The organism is Thiocapsa sp., assembly GCF_022340925.1.
GTDB lineage: Bacteria > Pseudomonadota > Gammaproteobacteria > Chromatiales > Chromatiaceae > Thiocapsa.
The window spans coordinates 1-18783 of record NZ_JAJDNA010000135.1 but is presented as its reverse complement, the minus strand read 5'-3'; the positions used below and the strand labels follow the sequence as shown (position 1 = coordinate 18783).

15 protein-coding genes, 2 tRNA genes and 1 pseudogene are annotated in these 18783 nt (G+C 63.1%); 12 read left to right on the top strand and 6 right to left on the bottom strand.

Annotation, left to right across the window (positions count from 1 at the left end):
- Positions 1 to 27 precede the first annotated feature (27 nt).
- The 7 genes from clpP to LJE61_RS15035 all read left to right on the top strand — a co-directional run bounded on the left by clpP (position 28) and on the right by LJE61_RS15035 (position 7685).
- Entirely contained in the window at positions 28 to 672 is a 645-nt protein-coding gene (gene clpP / locus LJE61_RS15065; RefSeq protein WP_296910103.1) for an ATP-dependent Clp endopeptidase proteolytic subunit ClpP, read from the top strand.
- 209 nt (positions 673 to 881) lie between these two features.
- Positions 882 to 2156 (top strand): ATP-dependent Clp protease ATP-binding subunit ClpX, encoded by a 1275-nt coding sequence (clpX, locus tag LJE61_RS15060; RefSeq protein WP_296910102.1) that lies wholly within the window; start codon positions 882 to 884, stop codon positions 2154 to 2156.
- A 190-nt stretch (positions 2157 to 2346) separates the two neighbouring features.
- Positions 2347 to 4809 carry an endopeptidase La gene (lon, locus tag LJE61_RS15055; RefSeq protein WP_296910101.1) on the top strand — a complete coding sequence of 821 codons (2463 nt, stop codon included), beginning with the start codon at positions 2347 to 2349 and terminating at the stop codon, positions 4807 to 4809.
- A gap of 428 nt (positions 4810 to 5237) precedes the next feature.
- Positions 5238 to 5510 carry an HU family DNA-binding protein gene (locus LJE61_RS15050; RefSeq protein WP_296910099.1) on the top strand — a complete coding sequence of 91 codons (273 nt, stop codon included), beginning with the start codon at positions 5238 to 5240 and terminating at the stop codon, positions 5508 to 5510.
- 13 nt (positions 5511 to 5523) lie between these two features.
- Positions 5524 to 5599: transfer RNA gene (locus LJE61_RS15045), tRNA-Val, on the top strand.
- Positions 5600 to 5608: 9 nt separating this feature from the next.
- Positions 5609 to 5685 (top strand) — tRNA-Asp (locus LJE61_RS15040).
- Positions 5686 to 5762: 77 nt separating this feature from the next.
- Positions 5763 to 7685: a SurA N-terminal domain-containing protein gene (locus LJE61_RS15035; RefSeq protein ID WP_296910098.1), complete on the top strand. Its 1923-nt coding sequence runs from the start codon at positions 5763 to 5765 to the stop codon at positions 7683 to 7685.
- A 288-nt stretch (positions 7686 to 7973) separates the two neighbouring features.
- On the opposite strand, the gene LJE61_RS15030 is transcribed toward LJE61_RS15035, so the two are convergent.
- Complete coding sequence (locus tag LJE61_RS15030; RefSeq protein WP_296918886.1) at positions 7974 to 8750, bottom strand: enoyl-ACP reductase FabI; 777 nt, start codon at positions 8748 to 8750, stop codon at positions 7974 to 7976.
- A 194-nt stretch (positions 8751 to 8944) separates the two neighbouring features.
- On the opposite strand from LJE61_RS15030, the gene LJE61_RS15025 reads away from it, so the two are divergent.
- From LJE61_RS15025 to LJE61_RS15005, 5 genes are all read left to right on the top strand, one after another.
- The gene (locus LJE61_RS15025; RefSeq protein ID WP_519972629.1) at positions 8945 to 11119 is read left to right on the top strand and encodes an ABC transporter substrate-binding protein; all 2175 of its coding nucleotides are present in this window, start codon (positions 8945 to 8947) and stop codon (positions 11117 to 11119) included.
- Entirely contained in the window at positions 11116 to 12093 is a 978-nt protein-coding gene (locus LJE61_RS15020) for an ABC transporter permease (protein WP_296910096.1), read from the top strand. The genes LJE61_RS15025 and LJE61_RS15020 overlap by 4 nt, the downstream gene beginning before the upstream one ends.
- Before the next feature lie 13 nt (positions 12094 to 12106).
- The gene (locus LJE61_RS15015; protein ID WP_296910095.1) at positions 12107 to 13525 is read left to right on the top strand and encodes an ABC transporter permease; all 1419 of its coding nucleotides are present in this window, start codon (positions 12107 to 12109) and stop codon (positions 13523 to 13525) included.
- Positions 13522 to 15582: an ABC transporter ATP-binding protein gene (locus tag LJE61_RS15010; RefSeq protein ID WP_296918885.1), complete on the top strand. Its 2061-nt coding sequence runs from the start codon at positions 13522 to 13524 to the stop codon at positions 15580 to 15582. Before LJE61_RS15015 ends, LJE61_RS15010 begins: the two co-directional genes overlap by 4 nt.
- A gap of 643 nt (positions 15583 to 16225) precedes the next feature.
- A complete protein-coding gene (locus tag LJE61_RS15005) occupies positions 16226 to 16438 on the top strand; it encodes a cold-shock protein (RefSeq protein WP_296910092.1) in 213 nt (70 codons plus the stop codon).
- 280 nt (positions 16439 to 16718) lie between these two features.
- Here LJE61_RS15005 and mobA read toward each other — a convergent pair whose 3' ends face one another.
- From mobA to LJE61_RS14985, 5 genes and pseudogenes are all read right to left on the bottom strand, one after another.
- Complete coding sequence (gene mobA / locus LJE61_RS15000; protein WP_296918884.1) at positions 16719 to 17390, bottom strand: molybdenum cofactor guanylyltransferase MobA; 672 nt, start codon at positions 17388 to 17390, stop codon at positions 16719 to 16721.
- Between the two features lie 41 nt (positions 17391 to 17431).
- Positions 17432 to 17593 carry a hypothetical protein gene (locus LJE61_RS14995; RefSeq protein ID WP_296918892.1) on the bottom strand — a complete coding sequence of 54 codons (162 nt, stop codon included), beginning with the start codon at positions 17591 to 17593 and terminating at the stop codon, positions 17432 to 17434.
- Positions 17594 to 17657: 64 nt separating this feature from the next.
- Positions 17658 to 17702 (bottom strand): annotated as a pseudogene (locus tag LJE61_RS15410) (hypothetical protein); the annotation flags it as partial.
- Between the two features lie 82 nt (positions 17703 to 17784).
- Positions 17785 to 18279 carry a L,D-transpeptidase family protein gene (locus tag LJE61_RS14990; RefSeq protein ID WP_296910090.1) on the bottom strand — a complete coding sequence of 165 codons (495 nt, stop codon included), beginning with the start codon at positions 18277 to 18279 and terminating at the stop codon, positions 17785 to 17787.
- A gap of 177 nt (positions 18280 to 18456) precedes the next feature.
- The coding region (locus LJE61_RS14985) for a LysM peptidoglycan-binding domain-containing protein (RefSeq protein WP_296918882.1) at positions 18457 to 18783 on the bottom strand (327 nt) is incomplete at its 5' end.

Here is an 18783-nt window from a genome sequence, read left to right as displayed (position 1 = left end):
CGTTAGACACAGGTTGTGATGCGTCCCATGAATCATCTATCGAGTCGTTCAGACTGGCAGCCCGCCGGACTTGGATTGGTTCCGATCGTCGTCGAGCAGACGGCTCGCGGTGAGCGTTCGTTCGACATTTACTCGCGGCTCCTCAAAGAGCGCGTTATCTTCGTCGTCGGGCCGGTCGAGGATCACATGGCGAACCTGGTCGTCGCGCAGCTGCTGTTCCTGGAATCGGAGAACCCGGACAAGGATATCCATCTCTACATCAACTCGCCGGGCGGGTCCGTCACCGCGGGCCTCGCCATCTATGACACGATGCGCTTCGTGCGTCCTGACGTCAGCACCATGTGCATCGGTCAGGCCGCCAGTATGGGCGCCTTGCTGCTGGCAGGTGGCGCGGCAGGCAAGCGTTTCTGCCTTCCCCACTCCCGCATGATGATCCATCAGCCGCTGGGGGGATTCCAAGGACAGGCGACCGATATCGACATTCACGCCCGAGAGATCCTTTACATCCGAGACCGACTGAACCAGATCCTGGCGAAGCACACGGGTCAGCCGATCGAGAAAATTGCCGACGATACCGAGCGTGACCGGTTCATGGGGGGCGAGGAGGCTCAGACTTACGGGTTGATCGACAAAGTGATCACCGAGCGGGGGCCGGCCGCGGCGAAGACCTGATGATCGCCCCCTGCTGCTGCAGGGCGACAGCTGAGCCTCGCCCGAGCGCTTCGCCGAAGGCCGGGCGGCCTGGTCGGGGCCCCAGGTCCGCGAGTCTGTCCGGCGCCTTTCACCGCCTTGCCATCTAACAGTAAACCGTTATGATTGAGCTTGGCCAAGCACGGACGCCGACACCCTGACCACAACCGACCCCACGGGAGTCATCCGCGATGAGTGGAAACAGTCACGGCAAGAGCGAAGACGGGAAACTTCTCTACTGCTCGTTCTGCGGCAAGAGTCAGCACGAGGTCCGCAAGCTCATCGCCGGTCCTTCCGTGTTCATCTGCGACGAGTGCGTCGAGCTCTGTAATGACATCATCCGCGAAGAGATGCAGGACGGCGTCGGTGAGGCAACGAGCAATCTGCCAAAGCCGCGCGAGATCAAGACCCGGCTCGACGAGTTCGTGATCGGGCAGGAACAGGCCAAGAAGGTTCTGTCGGTTGCGGTGTACAACCATTACAAGCGTCTTGAGGTCGCCGAGGCCAAGGAAGACATCGAGATCGCCAAGAGCAATATCCTGTTGATCGGGCCCACGGGGTCGGGAAAGACCCTGTTGGCGGAGACCCTCGCCCGGCTCCTCAATGTGCCCTTTACCATCGCCGATGCGACGACCCTGACCGAGGCCGGCTATGTCGGGGAAGATGTCGAGAACATTATCCAGAAGCTGCTTCAGAAGTGCGACTACGACGTCGAAAAGGCGCAGACGGGGATCGTCTACATCGACGAGATCGATAAGATCTCGCGTAAGTCCGACAATCCTTCGATCACTCGCGACGTCTCCGGCGAGGGGGTCCAGCAGGCGTTGCTGAAGCTGATCGAGGGCACCATCGCATCGGTGCCGCCGCAGGGCGGGCGCAAGCATCCGCAGCAGGAGTTCCTGCAGGTCGACACCTCCAATATCCTGTTTATCGTCGGAGGCGCCTTCGCCGGGTTGGATAAGGTCATTCAGAACCGGTCACGCAAGACCGGCATCGGCTTTTCCGCGGAGGTTCGGAGTCAAGATGACCGTCGCCAGATCGGCGAGCTCTTGAGCGCGGTGGAGCCGGAAGATCTGATACGTTATGGTTTGATTCCGGAGTTCGTGGGCCGCCTCCCGGTGATGGCGACCCTGGAGGAGCTGGATGAGCCGGCGCTGATGCGGATCCTGACCGAGCCCAAGCACGCACTGGTCAAGCAGTATCAGCGCCTCTTCGAGATGGAGGGTGTCGAGCTCGAGCTGCGCGATGATGCGCTCCGAGGGATTGCCCGCAAGGCGATGGAGCGAAAGACCGGTGCCCGAGGCCTGCGAACCATTATGGAGCAGGTTCTGCTCGACATCATGTATGACCTGCCTTCCATGGACCATGTCGGAAAGGTTGTGATCGACGCCTCGGTGATCGCGGGGGAAAACAAGCCCTTCTTGATTTACGACGGCATTGAAAAGCAAGCCGTAGCGGCCGACTGAAGATTGTCCGAAACCGCGCGCGTCACGCGCGTGGCCCCCGCCCAGTTCAGAGTTTGTTGAAGTCGGCACTGGGCGCCCTGATTTCTAGCTGATCAAAAGAGTCTACCGGCGCTCCTGGGTGCACCGCGGTTGCGGCACTGCACTCGGATGAGGTCGTCGTAGGCCGTACACTTCATGAGAACGGGTTTCCATGGCGAAGAACCAGATATCATCCATCCCGGCGTCCGGAACGCAACAAGAGGTTCCTGTCCTGCCGCTGCGGGACGTCGTCGTCTATCCACACATGGTCATCCCGCTGTTTGTCGGCCGCGACAAGTCCATCCGTGCGCTTGACGCGGCCATGGCGAGCGACAAGCAGATCCTGCTGATTGCCCAGAAGAGCGCCGATGTGGACGACCCGGGTGTCAGTGATCTGCACGATATCGGCACGCTCGCCAACATCCTGCAGCTGCTCAAGTTGCCCGATGGAACCGTCAAGGTGCTCGTCGAGGGCAATCAGCGCGCGCGAATCGAGCGCTTCTTGACCACGGAAGAGTCCTTCTCGGCGAGCATCGAGCCGATGACCGAGACCCTGGAAGTCGACGAGCGCGAGGAGGAGGTCCTCATGCGCTCGGCGGTCACGCTGTTCGATCAGTATGTCAAGCTCAATAAGAAGGTCCCGCCCGAGGTCCTGACCTCGCTTTCGAGCATCGACGAGGCGGGCCGGCTGGCCGACACCATGGCGGCCCACATGTCGTTGAAGCTCGACGAAAAGCAGCGCGTGTTGGAGATGATCGACGTGCAGGCGCGGCTCGAGCACCTGATGGGACTGATGGAGTCCGAGAACGACATCCTGCAGATGGAAAAACGCATTCGCGGGCGCGTGAAGCGCCAGATGGAGAAGAACCAGCGCGAATATTATCTGAACGAGCAGATGAAGGCGATCCAGAAGGAGCTTGGTGAGCTCGAGGATGCGCCCAACGAGATCGAGGATCTGGCCAAGCGCATCGAGGCCGCCGGAATGCCGCGCGAAGCCAAGAACAAGGCGCAGGGCGAGTTGAACAAGCTCAAGCTGATGTCGCCGATGTCGGCAGAAGCGACCGTCGTTCGCAATTACATCGACACCCTGGTGGCAGTGCCGTGGAAGAAGCGCAGCCGCATCCGCAACGACATCCAGGTGGCCGAGGCGGTCCTGGACAATGACCACTACGGTCTCGAGCGGGTCAAGGAGAGGATCCTCGAGTATCTCGCGGTGCAGCAGCGCGTGCGCAAGCTCAAGGGACCGATCCTCTGTCTCGTCGGCCCCCCCGGCGTGGGAAAGACCTCGCTCGGTCAGTCCATCGCCCGTGCGACCAACCGCAAGTTCGTGAGGATGTCACTTGGCGGAGTCCGCGACGAGGCGGAGATTCGCGGCCATCGTCGCACCTACATCGGCGCTCTGCCCGGCAAGATCATCCAGAATCTGTCGAAGGCCGGCTCGCGCAATGCCTTCTTCCTGCTCGACGAGATCGACAAGATGGCCATGGACTTCCGTGGTGATCCGGCCTCCGCGCTGCTTGAGGTGCTGGATCCTGAGCAGAACCATACCTTCAACGATCACTACCTCGAGGTGGATTTCGACCTCTCCGAGGTCATGTTCGTCGGCACGGCCAACACCCTGAATATCCCCCCGGCCCTCCTGGACCGCATGGAGGTGATCCGCCTCTCGGGTTACACCGAGGATGAGAAGGTCGCGATCGCCGAGCGTTACCTGCTTCCAAAACAGATGAAGAACAATGGACTCAAAGAAGGCGAGCTGGTGATCCGCGAGAGCGCCTTGCGCGACATCATCCGGCACTACACGCGTGAGGCAGGGGTGCGCAATCTCGAGCGCGAGATCTCCAAGATCTGCCGCAAGGTCGTCAAGGAGGTGCTGCTCAAGAAGCGCGATGCCGCGACCACCGTCAGTGCGAAATCATTGGAGAAGTATCTGGGGGTGCAGCGCTTCCGCTATGGTCGAGCCGACGAGCGCGACCAGATCGGGCAGGTCACAGGGCTCGCGTGGACGGAAGTGGGTGGCGAGCTGCTGCGTATCGAGTCGGCGCTGGTTCCGGGCAAAGGCAAGTTCACCTACACGGGTCAACTGGGTGATGTGATGCAGGAGTCCATCCAAGCCGCCATGACCGTGGTTCGGGCGCGTGCCGAGGCACTCGGCGTCCCGGCGGATTTCCATAACACCGTCGACGTGCATATCCATGTGCCCGAGGGTGCCACGCCCAAAGACGGCCCGAGCGCCGGCGTCGCGATGTGCACCGCGCTGGTATCGGCTCTGACCAAGATTCCGGTTCGCTCGAGCGTCGCCATGACTGGCGAGATCACGCTGCGGGGCGAGGTGTTGCCGATTGGGGGTTTGAAGGAGAAGCTGTTGGCCGCCCATCGCGGTGGCATCGAGACAGTGATCATCCCGCTCGAGAACGAGCGCGATCTCACCGAGATCCCGCGGAACATCAAGCAGCATCTCCACATCCATCCGGTGCGTTGGATCGACGAGGTCCTGGACATCGCGCTGACCGAGCAACCGTCCCGAGCGGGAGTCAAGAAGGTCGAGGGGAACGATCCGGTGACGGAGGAGGAGGATTCGCGCGAAACGGCGAGCGATGCCGCTCGTGACCAGAGCGCGCGACTGCACCACTGAGGCATCTGTGCTGAGGTGACGGTCCCCCCCGCCGGTTGTTTGGAGGGGCCGCGTTGCTGATCCGCGAATCCCGACGCCAGAGCCAGCGCGACCGATACCCGGCATTTCAGACCGCACCCGACTCGGCGCGCACCCCCTCCGCATTGCGGCGCGTTGCCAAGGTCGGTTGGATCCGTCCCCCTTGTCGGGCGACACCGCCACATGCGTAGCGCCTCGATTTGTCTCCCTCGCGACACCTGATGCGCTTCCGCACCCTCCTAGCTGAAAAAGCCTGTTGCCCTATTGCGGACTCCGTTTTAGCATGCGTCGTAGATCAGCCAAGCTGGTGGAAAGGAGGGTTCAGCCGCATAGACGACTGGTCGTGAGGATCGGCCGCCGTGGTGGTCTGTGGCAATGGCCCATAATCTAATGAGTAGACAGGGGGATCGATGAATAAGTCGGAGCTTATCGAAAAAATGGCGGATGCCGCAGACATCTCCAAGACGGCTGCATCGAAGGCGTTGGACGCCTTGACCGATGGGATCGCCGTGGCACTCAAGTCAGGCGACACCGTGTCTCTGATCGGCTTCGGGACCTTTGCGGTGAAGGAGCGCGCCGCGCGCACGGGACGCAACCCCCAGACCGGAGCCGCGATCGAGATCAAGGCGTCCAAGAGTCCTTCTTTCAAGCCTGGTAAAGCCCTGAAAGACGCCGTACAATAACGGATCTCCCGGAGGGTGCTTAGCTCAGCTGGGAGAGCATCGCCCTTACAAGGCGAGGGTCGCAGGTTCGATCCCTGCAGCACCCACCAAGGCTTCTCGGAGCGGTAGTTCAGTTGGTTAGAATACCGGCCTGTCACGCCGGGGGTCGCGGGTTCGAGCCCCGTCCGCTCCGCCATCTTCAGATGTTGGGGACACACCGGGAGGTGTCCCCAATCCGCGCCCCGCTTCCATTCGTCAGCGGCCCTTACAGACATGCTTCAAGCCATCCGGGAACGTGCCCAAGGCTGGATCGCCTGGGTGATCGTCATTCTCATCAGCATTCCATTCGCCCTCTGGGGAATCCAATCTTACCTGGGGGTCGGCGGCGAGCCCGTCATCGCCAAGGTCAACGGGATCGAGATTTCCGAGCGCGACCTTGATCGCCGCGTCCAGGAGGCGCGCATCGAGCTTCGCGAACGCCTGGGCGCAGCGTACGACCCGGCGGCCTTCGACGAGGGTCGGCTTCGCTCCGAGGTTCTGAACGACATGATTCGGCGGACGCTCCTGTTGGAGGCGTCCAACCGGATCGGCATGCGGGTGTCGGACGAGGAGATCCGCATTCAGATCCTCTCCGAGCCCGCCTTTCAGCGTGACGGGCGCTTCGATCGAGAGGCATACGAACGGCTCCTGCAGATTCAGGGCCTGTCGCCTGCGCAATTCGAGGGCCGGTTGCGTCAGGAGCTCGTCGGGCAACAGTTGCTCAGGGCGGTCGTCGGCAGCGAGCTGGTCACGCGCAAGGAGCTTGACGACTACCAGCGCCTAATCGGCCAGCGGCGTGAGCTTGTGTACGCCCGGGTCCAGGCCGCTGACTACCTTAGTGATGCCCCCGTCGAGGAGGAGGAGATCGAGGCATATTACGCGGCTAACACGGCGCGTTTCCAGAACCCAGAGATGGTGAAATTGGACTATCTGGTCCTGGACGTTGCCGAGCTCGCCAAGGGGGTGGAGATCTCCGAGGAGGAGGTGCGTCGGACCTATGAAGCCGATCAAACCCGCTTCGGCCAGCCCGAGCGACGAAACGTGCGTCATCTGCTCCTGTCCGTGCCTCAAGACGCCGACGAAGCCGCTGCGGACAGCGTGCTGACGCGGGTTCAGACGATTCGTGATCGGATCATCGCCGGCGAGCAGTTTGCCGATGTCGCGGAAAGGGAGTCCCAGGATCCGAGCAGTGCAAGCCAGGGCGGCTCACTCGGGACCATTGAGAAGGGGATGATGGACCCGGAGTTCGACCGGGTGGCGTTTGGGCTTTCCGTGGGCGAGGTCAGCGAGCCGGTTCGTACGCGCTTCGGCTACCATCTCATCGAAGTCACCGAAATTGTCCCGGGTCAGACGAAACCCTTCGACGAGGTCAAGGCGGAGCTTCGCGCCGAGCTGTCGAGGCAGCGCGCCGAGTCGCTGTACTATGACCTCGGGGAAAGGCTCGCGAACCTGGCCTACGAGTCGCCGGATAGTCTGGAGCCTGCAGCGGACGCGCTCGGGCTCCGGATCCAGCACAGCGACTGGGTAGGGCGCGACGGCGGCGAAGGCATTCTGGGGACCCCGCGTGTCATCGGTGCCGCCTTCAGCGAGGATGTCCTCGTCGGTCGCGCCAATAGCGACCTTATTGAGCCGGAACCCGAGGTCCTGCGCGCGATCGTCCTTCGTGTTGCCGACCATCGCGTGGCTGCCACCAAGCCTCTCAACGAGGTGCGCGACGAGATTGTCGCTGAGCTGCGTCTCGAGCGCGCACGTCAGGCGACACTGGAAGCGGCTGAAACCGCGGCTGAGCAGCTGCGTCAGGGTGTGCCCTGGTCAGAGGCCGTTCCCGACGAGGCGGTCGAGGCGCCGGGTTTCGTCGGTCGCGATCTTCCCAGCGTGCCGGCCCCCGTTCGAGACCTCGCCTTCAGGCTCCCGCCCCCCGAGGCTGGCGTTCCCAGCGTCGGCACGGCGATGCTGGACAACGGCGACGTCGCCGTGGTTCAGATCACGGGCGTCGAGGACGGCGAAGTGAGTCAGGCAGACGCGGATGGCTCCTCGCCCGGCGCCGAGGTGTTGGCCCAGCTGTTGGGCCGTCAGGCTTATGAGGCCATGCTCGGGGACATCGAGCGGCGAGCAAAGGTCGAGCGTCGTCCCGTCAAGTCCGGCCCGGATCTCTAGGGAGAAGCTGATTGATCGGCCCTCCCGGCCAATAATCGGCGCGGAGCTGGAAAAAACGCAGTTTCCCAGCTCCTTCAGCTTCAGACGCTTCGGCTTTCGAAAATGGCGGGGAATCCTGCCCCGCGGGACATGCCGATCGATCAGCGTCTCCCGAGCCGGCGGTCTCTGAGCGTGCGGATCGGGGCCTAGCTGCGCCATTCCTCCGATCCGCTGGCCGGCGCTTTGTTTGATCCATCGGTGGTCCGCACTCGCGATGTTCTCGGGGGCAATCGGCGGGTGGTCGAGGGCTCAGCCCATGCCGAGGATGTGGTAGCCGGTGTCCACATACAAGACATCGCCCGTGATACCGCTCGCGAGGTCCGAGCACAGGAAGGCCGCGGCATTCCCGACCTCCTCGATGCGGACGTTGCGACGCAGCGGGGTTCGTTCCTCGACTGTCTTCAGCATGTCGCGAAAATCGGAGATGCCGGCTGCGGCCAGTGTGCGGATCGGTCCGGCGGAGATGGCGTTGACACGCGTCCCCTGCGGTCCCAGGGACGCCGCCAGGTAGCGCATGTTCGCCTCGAGACTCGCCTTCGCGACCCCCATCACGTTGTAATTGGGAACCGCCCGCACCGCGCCCAGGTACGTCATGGTCACCAGGGCGCCGCTTCGCCCGTGCATGAGGCGCCGGCCCGCCTTCGCGAGGGCCGCGAAGCTGTAGGAGCTGATATCGTGCGCCGTCGCGAACCCGTCGCGCGTCACGCTGTCCACGTAGTCGCCCTCGAGCTGGTCTCGCGGCGCGAAGGCGACCGAGTGGACGATGGCGTCCAATCCGTCCCAGCGCTCGCCCAGTGAGTCGAACAGGGCCTGGATGTCGCTGTCACTGCCGACGTCCAGCGGGAGTGTCAGATCGGAGCCGCATTTGCTCGCCATCTCTTCGACGCGGGATCTGAGCTTGTCGTTCTGGTAGGTTAAGGCGATCTCGGCACCCTCGCGGTGCATGGCCTGCGCGCAACCCCAGGCGATGGATCTGTTGCTTGCGACGCCCGTGATGAGGATCTTCTTTCCGCTTAGGAATCCCATGGCTCGATGTCTCTACCTCTGAGTTGGTGGCGCTGACGACGCGTGTGTCGTCGAATCCGTGTGGTGCTGACTTCCATCGACCCTTGATGGATCAGCCTTCGGCCTGATCTCACAGGGCCGGTGCAGTTGCCGTCTCAGACGCGGCGCGCGCGGCTAACATTACAGAAACTCGGTTATCGGTGAAAGGTTAAGGCGTGCGGTCAATCCAACTGAGCCAAGCTTGGCGTTTTCCCGCACTGGCACTGCTTGCGTTCCTGCTGGCTGGGTGTGGCGAGGTGCCATGGAACAATCCCTACCGGGGGGCGGATGAGACGAGTACAACCCTGTACAGCTCGTTCGCCGATCGGCCAAAGCACCTGGACCCCGCTCGCTCCTACAGCGCGGACGAGTATGCGTTCCTGGCGCAGATCTACGAGCCCCCGCTTCAATACCACTTTCTATTGCGGCCCTACCGACTCGTGCCGCTGACGGCGCGGGAAGTGCCCGAGCCACGCTATTTCGACGCCGACGGTCAAGCCCTCCCCGCGGATGCCCCGGCAGAGTCGATCCATCGCAGCGATTACCTGATTCGAATCCTCCCGGGGATCCGCTACCAGCCCCATCCGGCTTTCGCGAAAGGCGACGACGGCAGCTACCGCTATCATGACCTCACGCCGCGTGACCTGGGTGACGTGAATCGGCTCGCCGACTTCGCGCAGACCGGGACGCGCGAGATGTGTGCGGAAGATTATGTTCACCAGATCAAACGCCTGGCTGCACCCTGGTCCCACTCTCCGATCGCCGGTGTCATGCAGAAGCACATCGTCGGGTTTCGGGAGCTCGCTGACAGGCTCGAGGCGGCGCCCGAGGCGGATCCGCTGCGGCGTGTCGAGCGCCTGCGCAAGGCCACCATCGAGGGTGTCGAAGCCCTGGACCGGTACAGCTACCGCATCAGTGTGAAAGGGAAATATCCGCAGTTCGCCTATTGGCTGGCGATGCCCTTTTTCGCACCAATGCCCTGGGAGGCGGACGTCTTCTACGCCCAGCCGGGTCTGCGGGAGCGCAACATCATGCTGGATTGGTATCCGGTCGGGACGGGTCCCTTCATGCTCGGCGAGAACAATCCGAATCTCCGAATGGTGCTAGAGCGCAACCCGAATTTCCGCGCCGAGCCCTATCCGAGCGAGGGGATGCCCGGAGACGCGTCCTCCGGAATCCTCGCCGATGCCGGCAGGGCGATGCCATTCATCGACCGCGCCGTCTACGGTCTCGAAAAGGAAAACATCCCGAGATGGAACAAGTTCCTGCAGGGTTATTACGACAGCTCGGGGATCTCCTCCGACGCCTTCGATCAGGCGGTCCAGATCGACTCGGAGGGCAACCCGATCCTGACCGACTCGATGCGCGACCGCGGCATTTCCCTGCTGACGTCGATCGAGCCGTCCGTCTTCTACATGGGGTTCAATATGTTGGACCCGGTGGTCGGCGGCAACTCCGAGCGGGCCCGCCTGTTGCGACGGGCCATCTCGATCGCCGTGGATTTCGAGGAGTTCATTTCCATCTTCACCAACGGGCGGGGGCTCGTCGCGCAAGGGCCCATTCCGCCGGGGATCTTCGGCCACCGCGAAGGGGAGGCGGGGATCAATCCCTTCGTCTTTGAATGGGTCGACGGCCGAGCGGTCCGTCGTGGTCTCGATGAGGCCAGGGTCCTGATGGAGCAGGCGGGCTACCCGGGAGGCCGGGATCAGACCACCGGGCGCGCCCTCAGCATCAACTACGAGGCCGTCGCCACCGGTCCGGACGACCGCGCCCGTTTGAGCTGGATCCGTAAACAATTCGCAAAACTCGGCATCGAGCTGGTGATTCGCTCGACCGACTACAACCGTTTCCAGGAGAAGGTGCGCAACGGAACCGGCCAGGTCTTCATGTGGGGCTGGAACGCGGATTATCCGGATCCGGAGAACTTTTTGTTCCTTCTCTACGGACCCAATGGCAAGGTCGAGCATCAGGGTGAGAATGCGGCGAACTATTCCAACCCGGAGTTTGACCGTCTGTTCAATGAGATGCGCTTCATGGACGATGGACCCGAGCGCCAGGCGGCGATCGACCGTATGGTCGAGATCGCGCGTATCGACGCACCTTGGATCTGGGGCTTCAATCCCAAGGCCTTCAGCCTGCACCACCAATGGATGTACAACGCCAATCCGAATCAGATGGCCAACAATACCCTGAAGTACCGGCGAATCGACCCGGATCTGCGCCGGCAGCTTCGCCATGACTGGAACCAGCCGGTGCTCTGGCCACTGTGGGTGCTCGCCGGACTCCTCCTCCTGTTGGTTCTGCCTGCACTCTGGTTGGCGCGCCGGCGTGAGCGGAGCACGGCGCTGTGACCGCATACATCATTCGCCGGCTGCTCTATGCCATCCCGATTCTGATCGGCGTCAACCTGATCACCTTCGTGCTCTTCTTCGTGGTCAATTCGCCCGATGACATGGCGCGGATGCACCTGGGCGAGAAGCGGGTGACCGAGGAGGCCATCCAGACCTGGAAAGAGGAGCAGGGTTATGCACGTCCGCTCCTTTACAATCCGGATGCATCCGGGCTTCGGCGTCTCACCGAGACCATCTTTTTCGACAAGTCGGTGCGCTTGTTCGTGTTCGATTTCGGCTCGTCTGACAACGGGCGGGACATCGGCTATGACATCTCCCAGCGCATGTGGCCCAGTCTCGCGATCGCCGTCCCGGTGCTGATGGTCGGCCTGGCCTTCAATATCTCCTATGCGCTCTTCATCATCTTCTTTCGGGCGACCTACCTGGACCTCGGCAGCGTGGTGCTCCTCGTAGCGATGATGTCGATCTCCGGACTGTTCTACATCATCGGCGGACAGTTCATCCTCAGCAAGCTCTTCCATCTGGTGCCCATTTCCGGCTATGACACCGGCGTGGAGGCATGGAAGTTCCTGATCCTCCCTGTGATCGTCGGCGTGATCGGCGGGATCGGGTCAGGGACCCGCTGGTACCGCACCCTGTTTCTCGAGGAGATCTCCAAGGACTATGTGCGCACGGCGCGGGCCAAGGGCCTGAGTGAGCGCCGTGTCCTCTTCCGACACGTCCTGCAGAATGCACTCATCCCCATCCTGACGGGCGTGGTGGTGGTGCTCCCCTTGCTTTTCATGGGCAGCCTCATCACCGAGTCCTTCTTCGGGATCCCGGGGCTGGGCAGCTATACCATCGATGCGATCAACGGGCAGGATTTTGCCATCGTACGCTCGATGGTGTTCCTGGGCGCGGTGCTCTATATCGTCGGTCTGATCCTGACCGACATCTCCTACACCCTGGTCGACCCGCGAGTGAGGCTGCAATGAGAGGGACGGTCTGATGCCCTTCCTGCCGGTCGTCCTCTGGACCGATGGTCTGGTGTATGTGCTGCTGGGCTTGATGGCCGCCTTCGCGCTCTACGCCTCGCGTCACGAGCATATCCGTGCGCCCTGGCGGCGGGTCGTCCGGGCACGCGTCGGCGTGGCGACGATCGTCGTCCTCGGCTTCTACGTCGCGGTCGGGCTGCTCGACACGGTTCATTTCCGCCTCAAGCTCCCCCAGCCGGCGGAGGCCGGTGCGGGCGTCCAGTTTGCGCCCGAGGTCTTGAGCCTGCTCGACCTTGCGCTTGCTGGGTTGCGCGAGCGCCAGGAGAAGACCTACTCGGCGCCCTTCGCGACCCATCTCTTCGTCAAGGAGGCGATCGAGCAGCCGGACGGCAGTCTGGTGCGTGACTTCCCCAGGCTTGATCACGGTGGCGCGCACCTCGCTGATCCGGCGCGTCAGCGGGGGGGCGACATCGCCTGGCGAGGCCTCAAGGGGGCGTTGCAGGGGCTGCTGATCTGGGCGCTGGTCTGCGCCGGACTCATCCGGTGGATCGCCCGCGTGCGCGGTGAGCCGCCGGCGAAGACGCGCTCTGACATCCTGGCGGGACGGACCCTCATCCCGTGGCGGACCGCCTTCGTCGTGCTCGGCCTGATGCTCCTGGTGAGCGCGGTCGCGGTCGAGTTGTCGCGCATGTATCACATCCTCGGGACCGACAAGGTTGGCGAGGACGTCTTCTACCAGACCCTCAAGAGCATCCGGACCGGTCTCCTGATCGGCACCCTGACGACCCTGGTGATGCTCCCCGCCGCCGTGATGCTGGGGATTATGGCCGGTTATTTCAGAGGATGGGTGGACGACATCATCCAGTATCTCTACACGACGCTGAACTCCATACCGGGCGTCCTCTTGATCGCCGCGGCGATCCTGCTGCTCCAGGTCTACATGAGCAACCATGCCGACGAGTTTGCCAGTTTGGTCGAGCGCGCCGACCTCCGACTGCTGTTCCTTGTCCTGATCCTCGGCGTCACCAGCTGGACGGGTCTCTGTCGACTGCTGCGCGGCGAGTCCCTCAAGCTGAGAGAGGTCGACTTCGTCCAGGCTTCGACCGCCTTGGGGGTCGGGCACTTCACCCTGATCGGTCGGCACATCCTGCCGAACGTGATGCACGTCGTGCTAATCACGCTGGTGTTGGACTTCAGCGGTCTCGTGCTCGCTGAGGCCGTATTGTCCTACATCAACATCGGGGTTGATCCGACCATGAACTCCTGGGGGAACATGATCAATAGCGCCAGACTTGAGCTTGCGCGTGACCCGGTTGTCTGGTGGTCGTTGGCCGCGGCCTTCGTATTCATGTTCACCCTGGTGCTCGCGGCGAACCTCTTCGCCGACGTGGTGCGCGATGCCTTCGACCCTCGTCTGCGGGGCGCGCAATGACGGGGTTGCAGACTGCCGGGCCCGAGCGCGAGCCGGCCTCGCTGCCGGACGTTCTGCTCCAGGTCGAGGGGCTGACCACCCTGCTCGGCGATGCCGTGCGGCCGTCCAGGGTCGTCGACGGCGTCGACCTCGAGATCCGCCAGGGGGAGACCTTCGCATTGCTGGGCGAGTCCGGTTGCGGCAAGTCGATGACGGCCCTTTCGCTGATGCGCCTGCTGCCGTCATCCGGTCGTATCACCGCGGGCTCGGTCCGTCTCGCCGGGCGTGATCTGCTGCGCTTGACCGAGGGCGAGATGCGTCGCGTCCGCGGCGGTCGTTTGGCGATGATCTTCCAGGAGCCACAGACCTCTCTGAACCCCGTGATGAGCGTGGGAGACCAGATCGCGGAGTCGGTTCGTGTCCACGAGGATCGGTCACGTGCGCGGATCCCGGAACGCGTCCTGGACCTGATGCGGGCGGTCGGCATTCCGGACCCCCGGCGACGTGTTGAAGAATATCCCCATCAGCTCTCGGGCGGGATGAAGCAACGGATCATGATCGCCATGGCCTTGGCAGGTGGTCCGCAGCTTCTGATCGCCGACGAGCCGACCACCGCCTTGGATGTGACCATTCAGGCCCAGGTTCTGCGGCTGCTCAAGGACTTGCAGCGCGAGACGGGTATGGCCGTGCTCTTGATCACCCACGATCTGGGCGTGGTCGCCGAGACGGCCGATCGATTGGCGGTCATGTACGCGGGGCAGATCGTGGAAACGGCGACCACGGATGCCTTTTTCGCGGCGCCGGCGCACCCGTACAGCCGCCAGTTGATGGAGAGTGTCCCAAGTGCGGACAAGCGCAGTGCGCGGCTCGCCGTCATCCCAGGACGGGTCCCTCACCTGCATCAGGCGTTTTCCGGCTGCCGATTCGCCGAGCGTTGTTATGCGGTCATGCCGCAGTGCCGCCACCAGACGCCCATCTGGCGCGATCTGGGGCCCGCACAAGGCGTTCGCTGTCACCTCTGGAGCCAGGGGCAGACGCAGCCCGATGGATTGAGCCGCCAGGCGGCGGGCGCCGCTCGACCCCTCGACGCTCCCCCGGCAGGGGGGGGGGATTCGGACCGTCTGCTGGAGGTGCATGAGCTGAAAGTCCATTTCCCGATCCACAGCGGCGTTTTCAGGCGCGTGGTCGGATATGTCCGCGCCGTCGATGGTGTCACCTTCGAGCTGCAGCCGGGGCGGACCCTGGCCTTGGTCGGCGAATCAGGCTGCGGCAAGACGTCCGCCGGCAAAGGTATCTTACAGCTCGTGACGCCGAGTGGGGGCTCGATCCGATATTGCGGCCAGGAGCTGGTCGGTTTGGGGCATCGCCGGATGCGCCCCTTCCGCAAAGACCTCCAGATCATTTTCCAGGACCCCTATGCGGCCATGAACCCACGCATGCTGGTGGGCGACGTGATCGGCGAGGGCCTTCAGGCGCTCGGCATCGAGCGGTCCCGGTCGGGCCGGATGCGGCGGGTCGCGCAGCTCCTGGACCTGGTCGGTATGGATGAGGACGCCGTCGCGCGCTACCCCCACGAGTTCTCGGGTGGTCAGCGTCAGCGCATCTGCATCGCTCGCGCGCTCGCGGTCGAGCCCAAGCTGATCATCTGCGACGAGCCGACGAGTGCGCTCGATGTCTCGGTTCAGGCCCAGATCCTCAACTTGCTCAAGGACCTACAGGATCGGCTTGGGCTCGCCTATCTCTTCATCACACACGATATCTCCGTGGTCGCCTACCTGGCGCATGAGGTGGCGGTCATGTATCTCGGTCGCGTGGTGGAGCGCGGCCGTGTGCACGAGATCCTGGACGATCCCCGGCATCCCTACACACGGGCATTGCTGTCGGCGGTCCCGGTGGTCGATCCCCAGCGGCGCCGCGCGGTCATTCGGCTGGACGGCGACATGCCTTCGCCGAGCGATCCGCCATCGGGCTGTTTTTTCCACCCACGTTGTCCCGATGCCGTGGACGCGTGCGCCCGCACCTACCCTGAAGAGAAACGCCTGAGCATGTCGCGTGTGGTGCACTGTCTGCGGGCCTAGGAGCCTGTCGTGATCGGCGTTCTGGGGGCGTGTTCCCCGAGGCATCGGCTGCACCAGGGATTCCGGGGCGGGCGTGAACTTTTCTTGTCGACGCGTGGGTTCACGCAGATTTTCGCCGATTTCGCGCTACACTAGGGCGCAGATGCCGTATCGTCGTCGCACTCAAGACCAGATAAGCCGGACCTGATGCAGTGGGCGGCTCAAACCTGATGCGGCCGTTTGCGCTCGAATCCAGGTGTCCGCTTGTCATTCCGATCTCTGATTCCATCCCGTGTGCTGCTGATCGTGAAATTCCCGTGCGCGCGTCGCGTCGCTGCACCGTGCGGTTTACAGTCTTGGATGCCGGACGCATAATCCACCACCGATGAGCCCGCTGGATCGAGGTTTCCCGAGCTAAACCATGGGACCACTTCAGCTGGATCGCGCGGGGAGGGATGACGCGGTTTCGGGTCTATCATGCTGCGTGAGCGTCGAGCCGCTTAATCATTCAACATGGCTCCCTGCCGGCCCCATGAGTCAGACTGAGTCAGTCAGTTGAGATTCAGATTCCACTCGATCGAGGGTGGAGGTAACACTGGCCTTCTCGCAAGGCTGGGTTTAAGTAAAGCCAACCCAGGTTGGTCCGTTAAGTGATGAGGTTGATATGCCAGGTGAATTGGTTTCCGGGACGGTCAAGTGGTTCAATGACGAGAAGGGCTACGGTTTCATCGAGCGCGAAGGCGGCAAGGACGTCTTCGTGCATCATAGCGCCATCAACGGCTCTGGCCGCAAGACGCTTCTCGAAGGCCAACGGGTCACAATGGAGGTGACACAAGGTCCGAAAGGGCCGCAAGCGGAGAATGTCACCCCGGAGTGAGTGCGCTCGTAAGCGAGCCGACGCGCTCCACTGGGAAACGCGGATTGACCGGGTTTCCCGCGGGGCAGGGATGCCCCGGCATCTTCGATGATCCTGAGTCGCCTAAAACGCAGCAGTCGGGACATTGCGTTCTTCGGGCCGTGCCGATCGTCTGGCCGGGATGGCCAGTACACCAGCGCCTGGTCTCCTTCAGGGGTGCGCCGGGCACGACCGGGGGGCTCTGGGGCCAGCCGGTTGGTCGGAATCACACGCGCTGGTCGTGTCGCCGACAAGACGTGGATCAGTCCGAGCTCGGGGCGTTCACAGGAAGGCCCAGCGTGCGGGCAAGTCGCTCCAAGTCCTCGTGGGAGTTGACATTGGCGAAACCTTGTTGCTGATGACTGAAATCCGCCAGCGCGCAGCGATGCCGGCCGATCCACTGCGCGGCCCTATAGCTCCCCTTCGCGATAAAGGCCGCTAGCTCGCTGCTGAGCGTCACGGGCTGCAGGCTGTAGACCGGCTGAATTCGCCCGCCGGTTGCCGCCACCGCCATTTCCGCATCCCCGGTGGACATGGCTTTGGTCAGCCGCGTCAGCAGATCGCCCGGCAGAAAAGGGCCGTCGCACGGGACGGTCAGGATCCAGTCGGTTCGCGCTGCGCGCATCGCACTGAGGACCCCAGCGAGCGGCCCCTTGTAGCTGGGCTCCGGGTCGCTCACTACCTCCAGGCCGTATCGGGCATAGACGTCCCGGTTGCGGTTCGCGCTGATCATGATCGAACCGACCTGGGGTGCAAGTGAGTCGATCACCCATTGCACCAGTGGACGCCCCGCAAATCCGATCAGCCCCTTGTCCAAGCCGCCCATACGGCGCCCTCGACCTCCGGCAAGGATCACGCCGGTGACAGCTGACCCAGGTATCGGAGCGCTGGGAGCCTGTCTCTTGCGGCGCCCTTCGATGTCCCCATGCAACATGACTCTCATCCGGGCGAGGTTCGTCAATCCTCTCCACTTGCTCAGGTCGGCGTCTGTGGATCCCGGATCGATGCCTCACAAGGGTCAGTCTGGCCATCCTCGCGAGGCGGGCTGTCATAGGGGAAACGCACATGGCCGTAATGGATCAACAATACTGCGGTCGCGAGGATTAGAATGGCAACGGAGGTGGCGATGATCTCCATTGCGGTGATCTTCCTTCATGTCGAGAACGAGGTGGCGTGCCAGCGCGACCATTGCGATATAAAGCGGCATACGCATGGGCAAGGTCCCGGGTTTCAGATAGGCCCCCACCTCGCTGAGGACGTCGAGATAGATGAACAGCCAGAGCAGATCGGCGAGGCTCACCTCGCGCCGCTGGACCACGCATTAAAGATCACGGCAGTATCTCGATCGGTGTTCCGTCGCGGGTCAGTTTCCAGATCTCATCGATCTCTGCGTCGGAGACAGCGATACAGCCGAGCGTCCAGTCGCCCTCGATCCGGGTCGCCCCATCTCGGCTGCTCGGCTGTCCGTGTATCAGGATCATGCCGCCGGCATTCTCCCCGCGATGCGCAGCGCGTCGCTCGTCCTGCGCGCTGGGATAGGAGACGTGCAACGCTTTGTGGAAGCGGCTCTTGGCGCTGCGCCAGTCAAGTGTGTATCGCCCCTCGGGGGTGCGCCCATCGCCCTCGCGTGCCTTATGGCCGATCGGTTGGTAGCCGAGGGCGATATCATAGGTCCGCATCGGTCGATCTCCCTGCATCAAGTAGAGGCGACGCTCGGCCTTCTTGATGACCACGCGGTCGGCCATGCCCGCCGCGGCCTTCTGCGGCGTGCGGGCGTCGACAGGCGCGGGCGTCGGAGGCGCGAGTACCGGGAGGTATGACATCCCGTACGCGTGATCGAAGCCGGCACACAGCGCCGCTGTCAGAAGCAGCGCAGGCAAGCGCCTGGATCCCGCAGAAGCCGTTTCGCTCGGCTGGGAGGCCGAATGCGGGACTCGATCTCGGGGTGCGCCCGATGAAAAGGGTCCCTGTTCGCGAGACGAAGCCTGAATACGGCGGCCCTACGAGGTTGGTGGCGACTCGGTCGGATAGATCAGAATCAGGTCGCCTGGGCTCAGATCGCTGTCGACGATGCGATTCCAGCGTTGGATGTCCTGGACGCTGACGCCGTAACGTCGAGCGATCCGCGTCATCGAGTCGCCCTTTACGACAAGGTGCTTGACCACTGCCGAGTCGTCTGGCGGCACGATCTGCAAGGTCTGACCCGGGAGCAGTGTCTCCCGAGCGGAGATCCCGTTCCAGTCCGCAAGCGCCAGCGATTGCACCCCGTGGGCACGGGCGATAGAGGTCAGGCTCTCGCCTCCTTTCACCACATGGAGGCGAGTCTC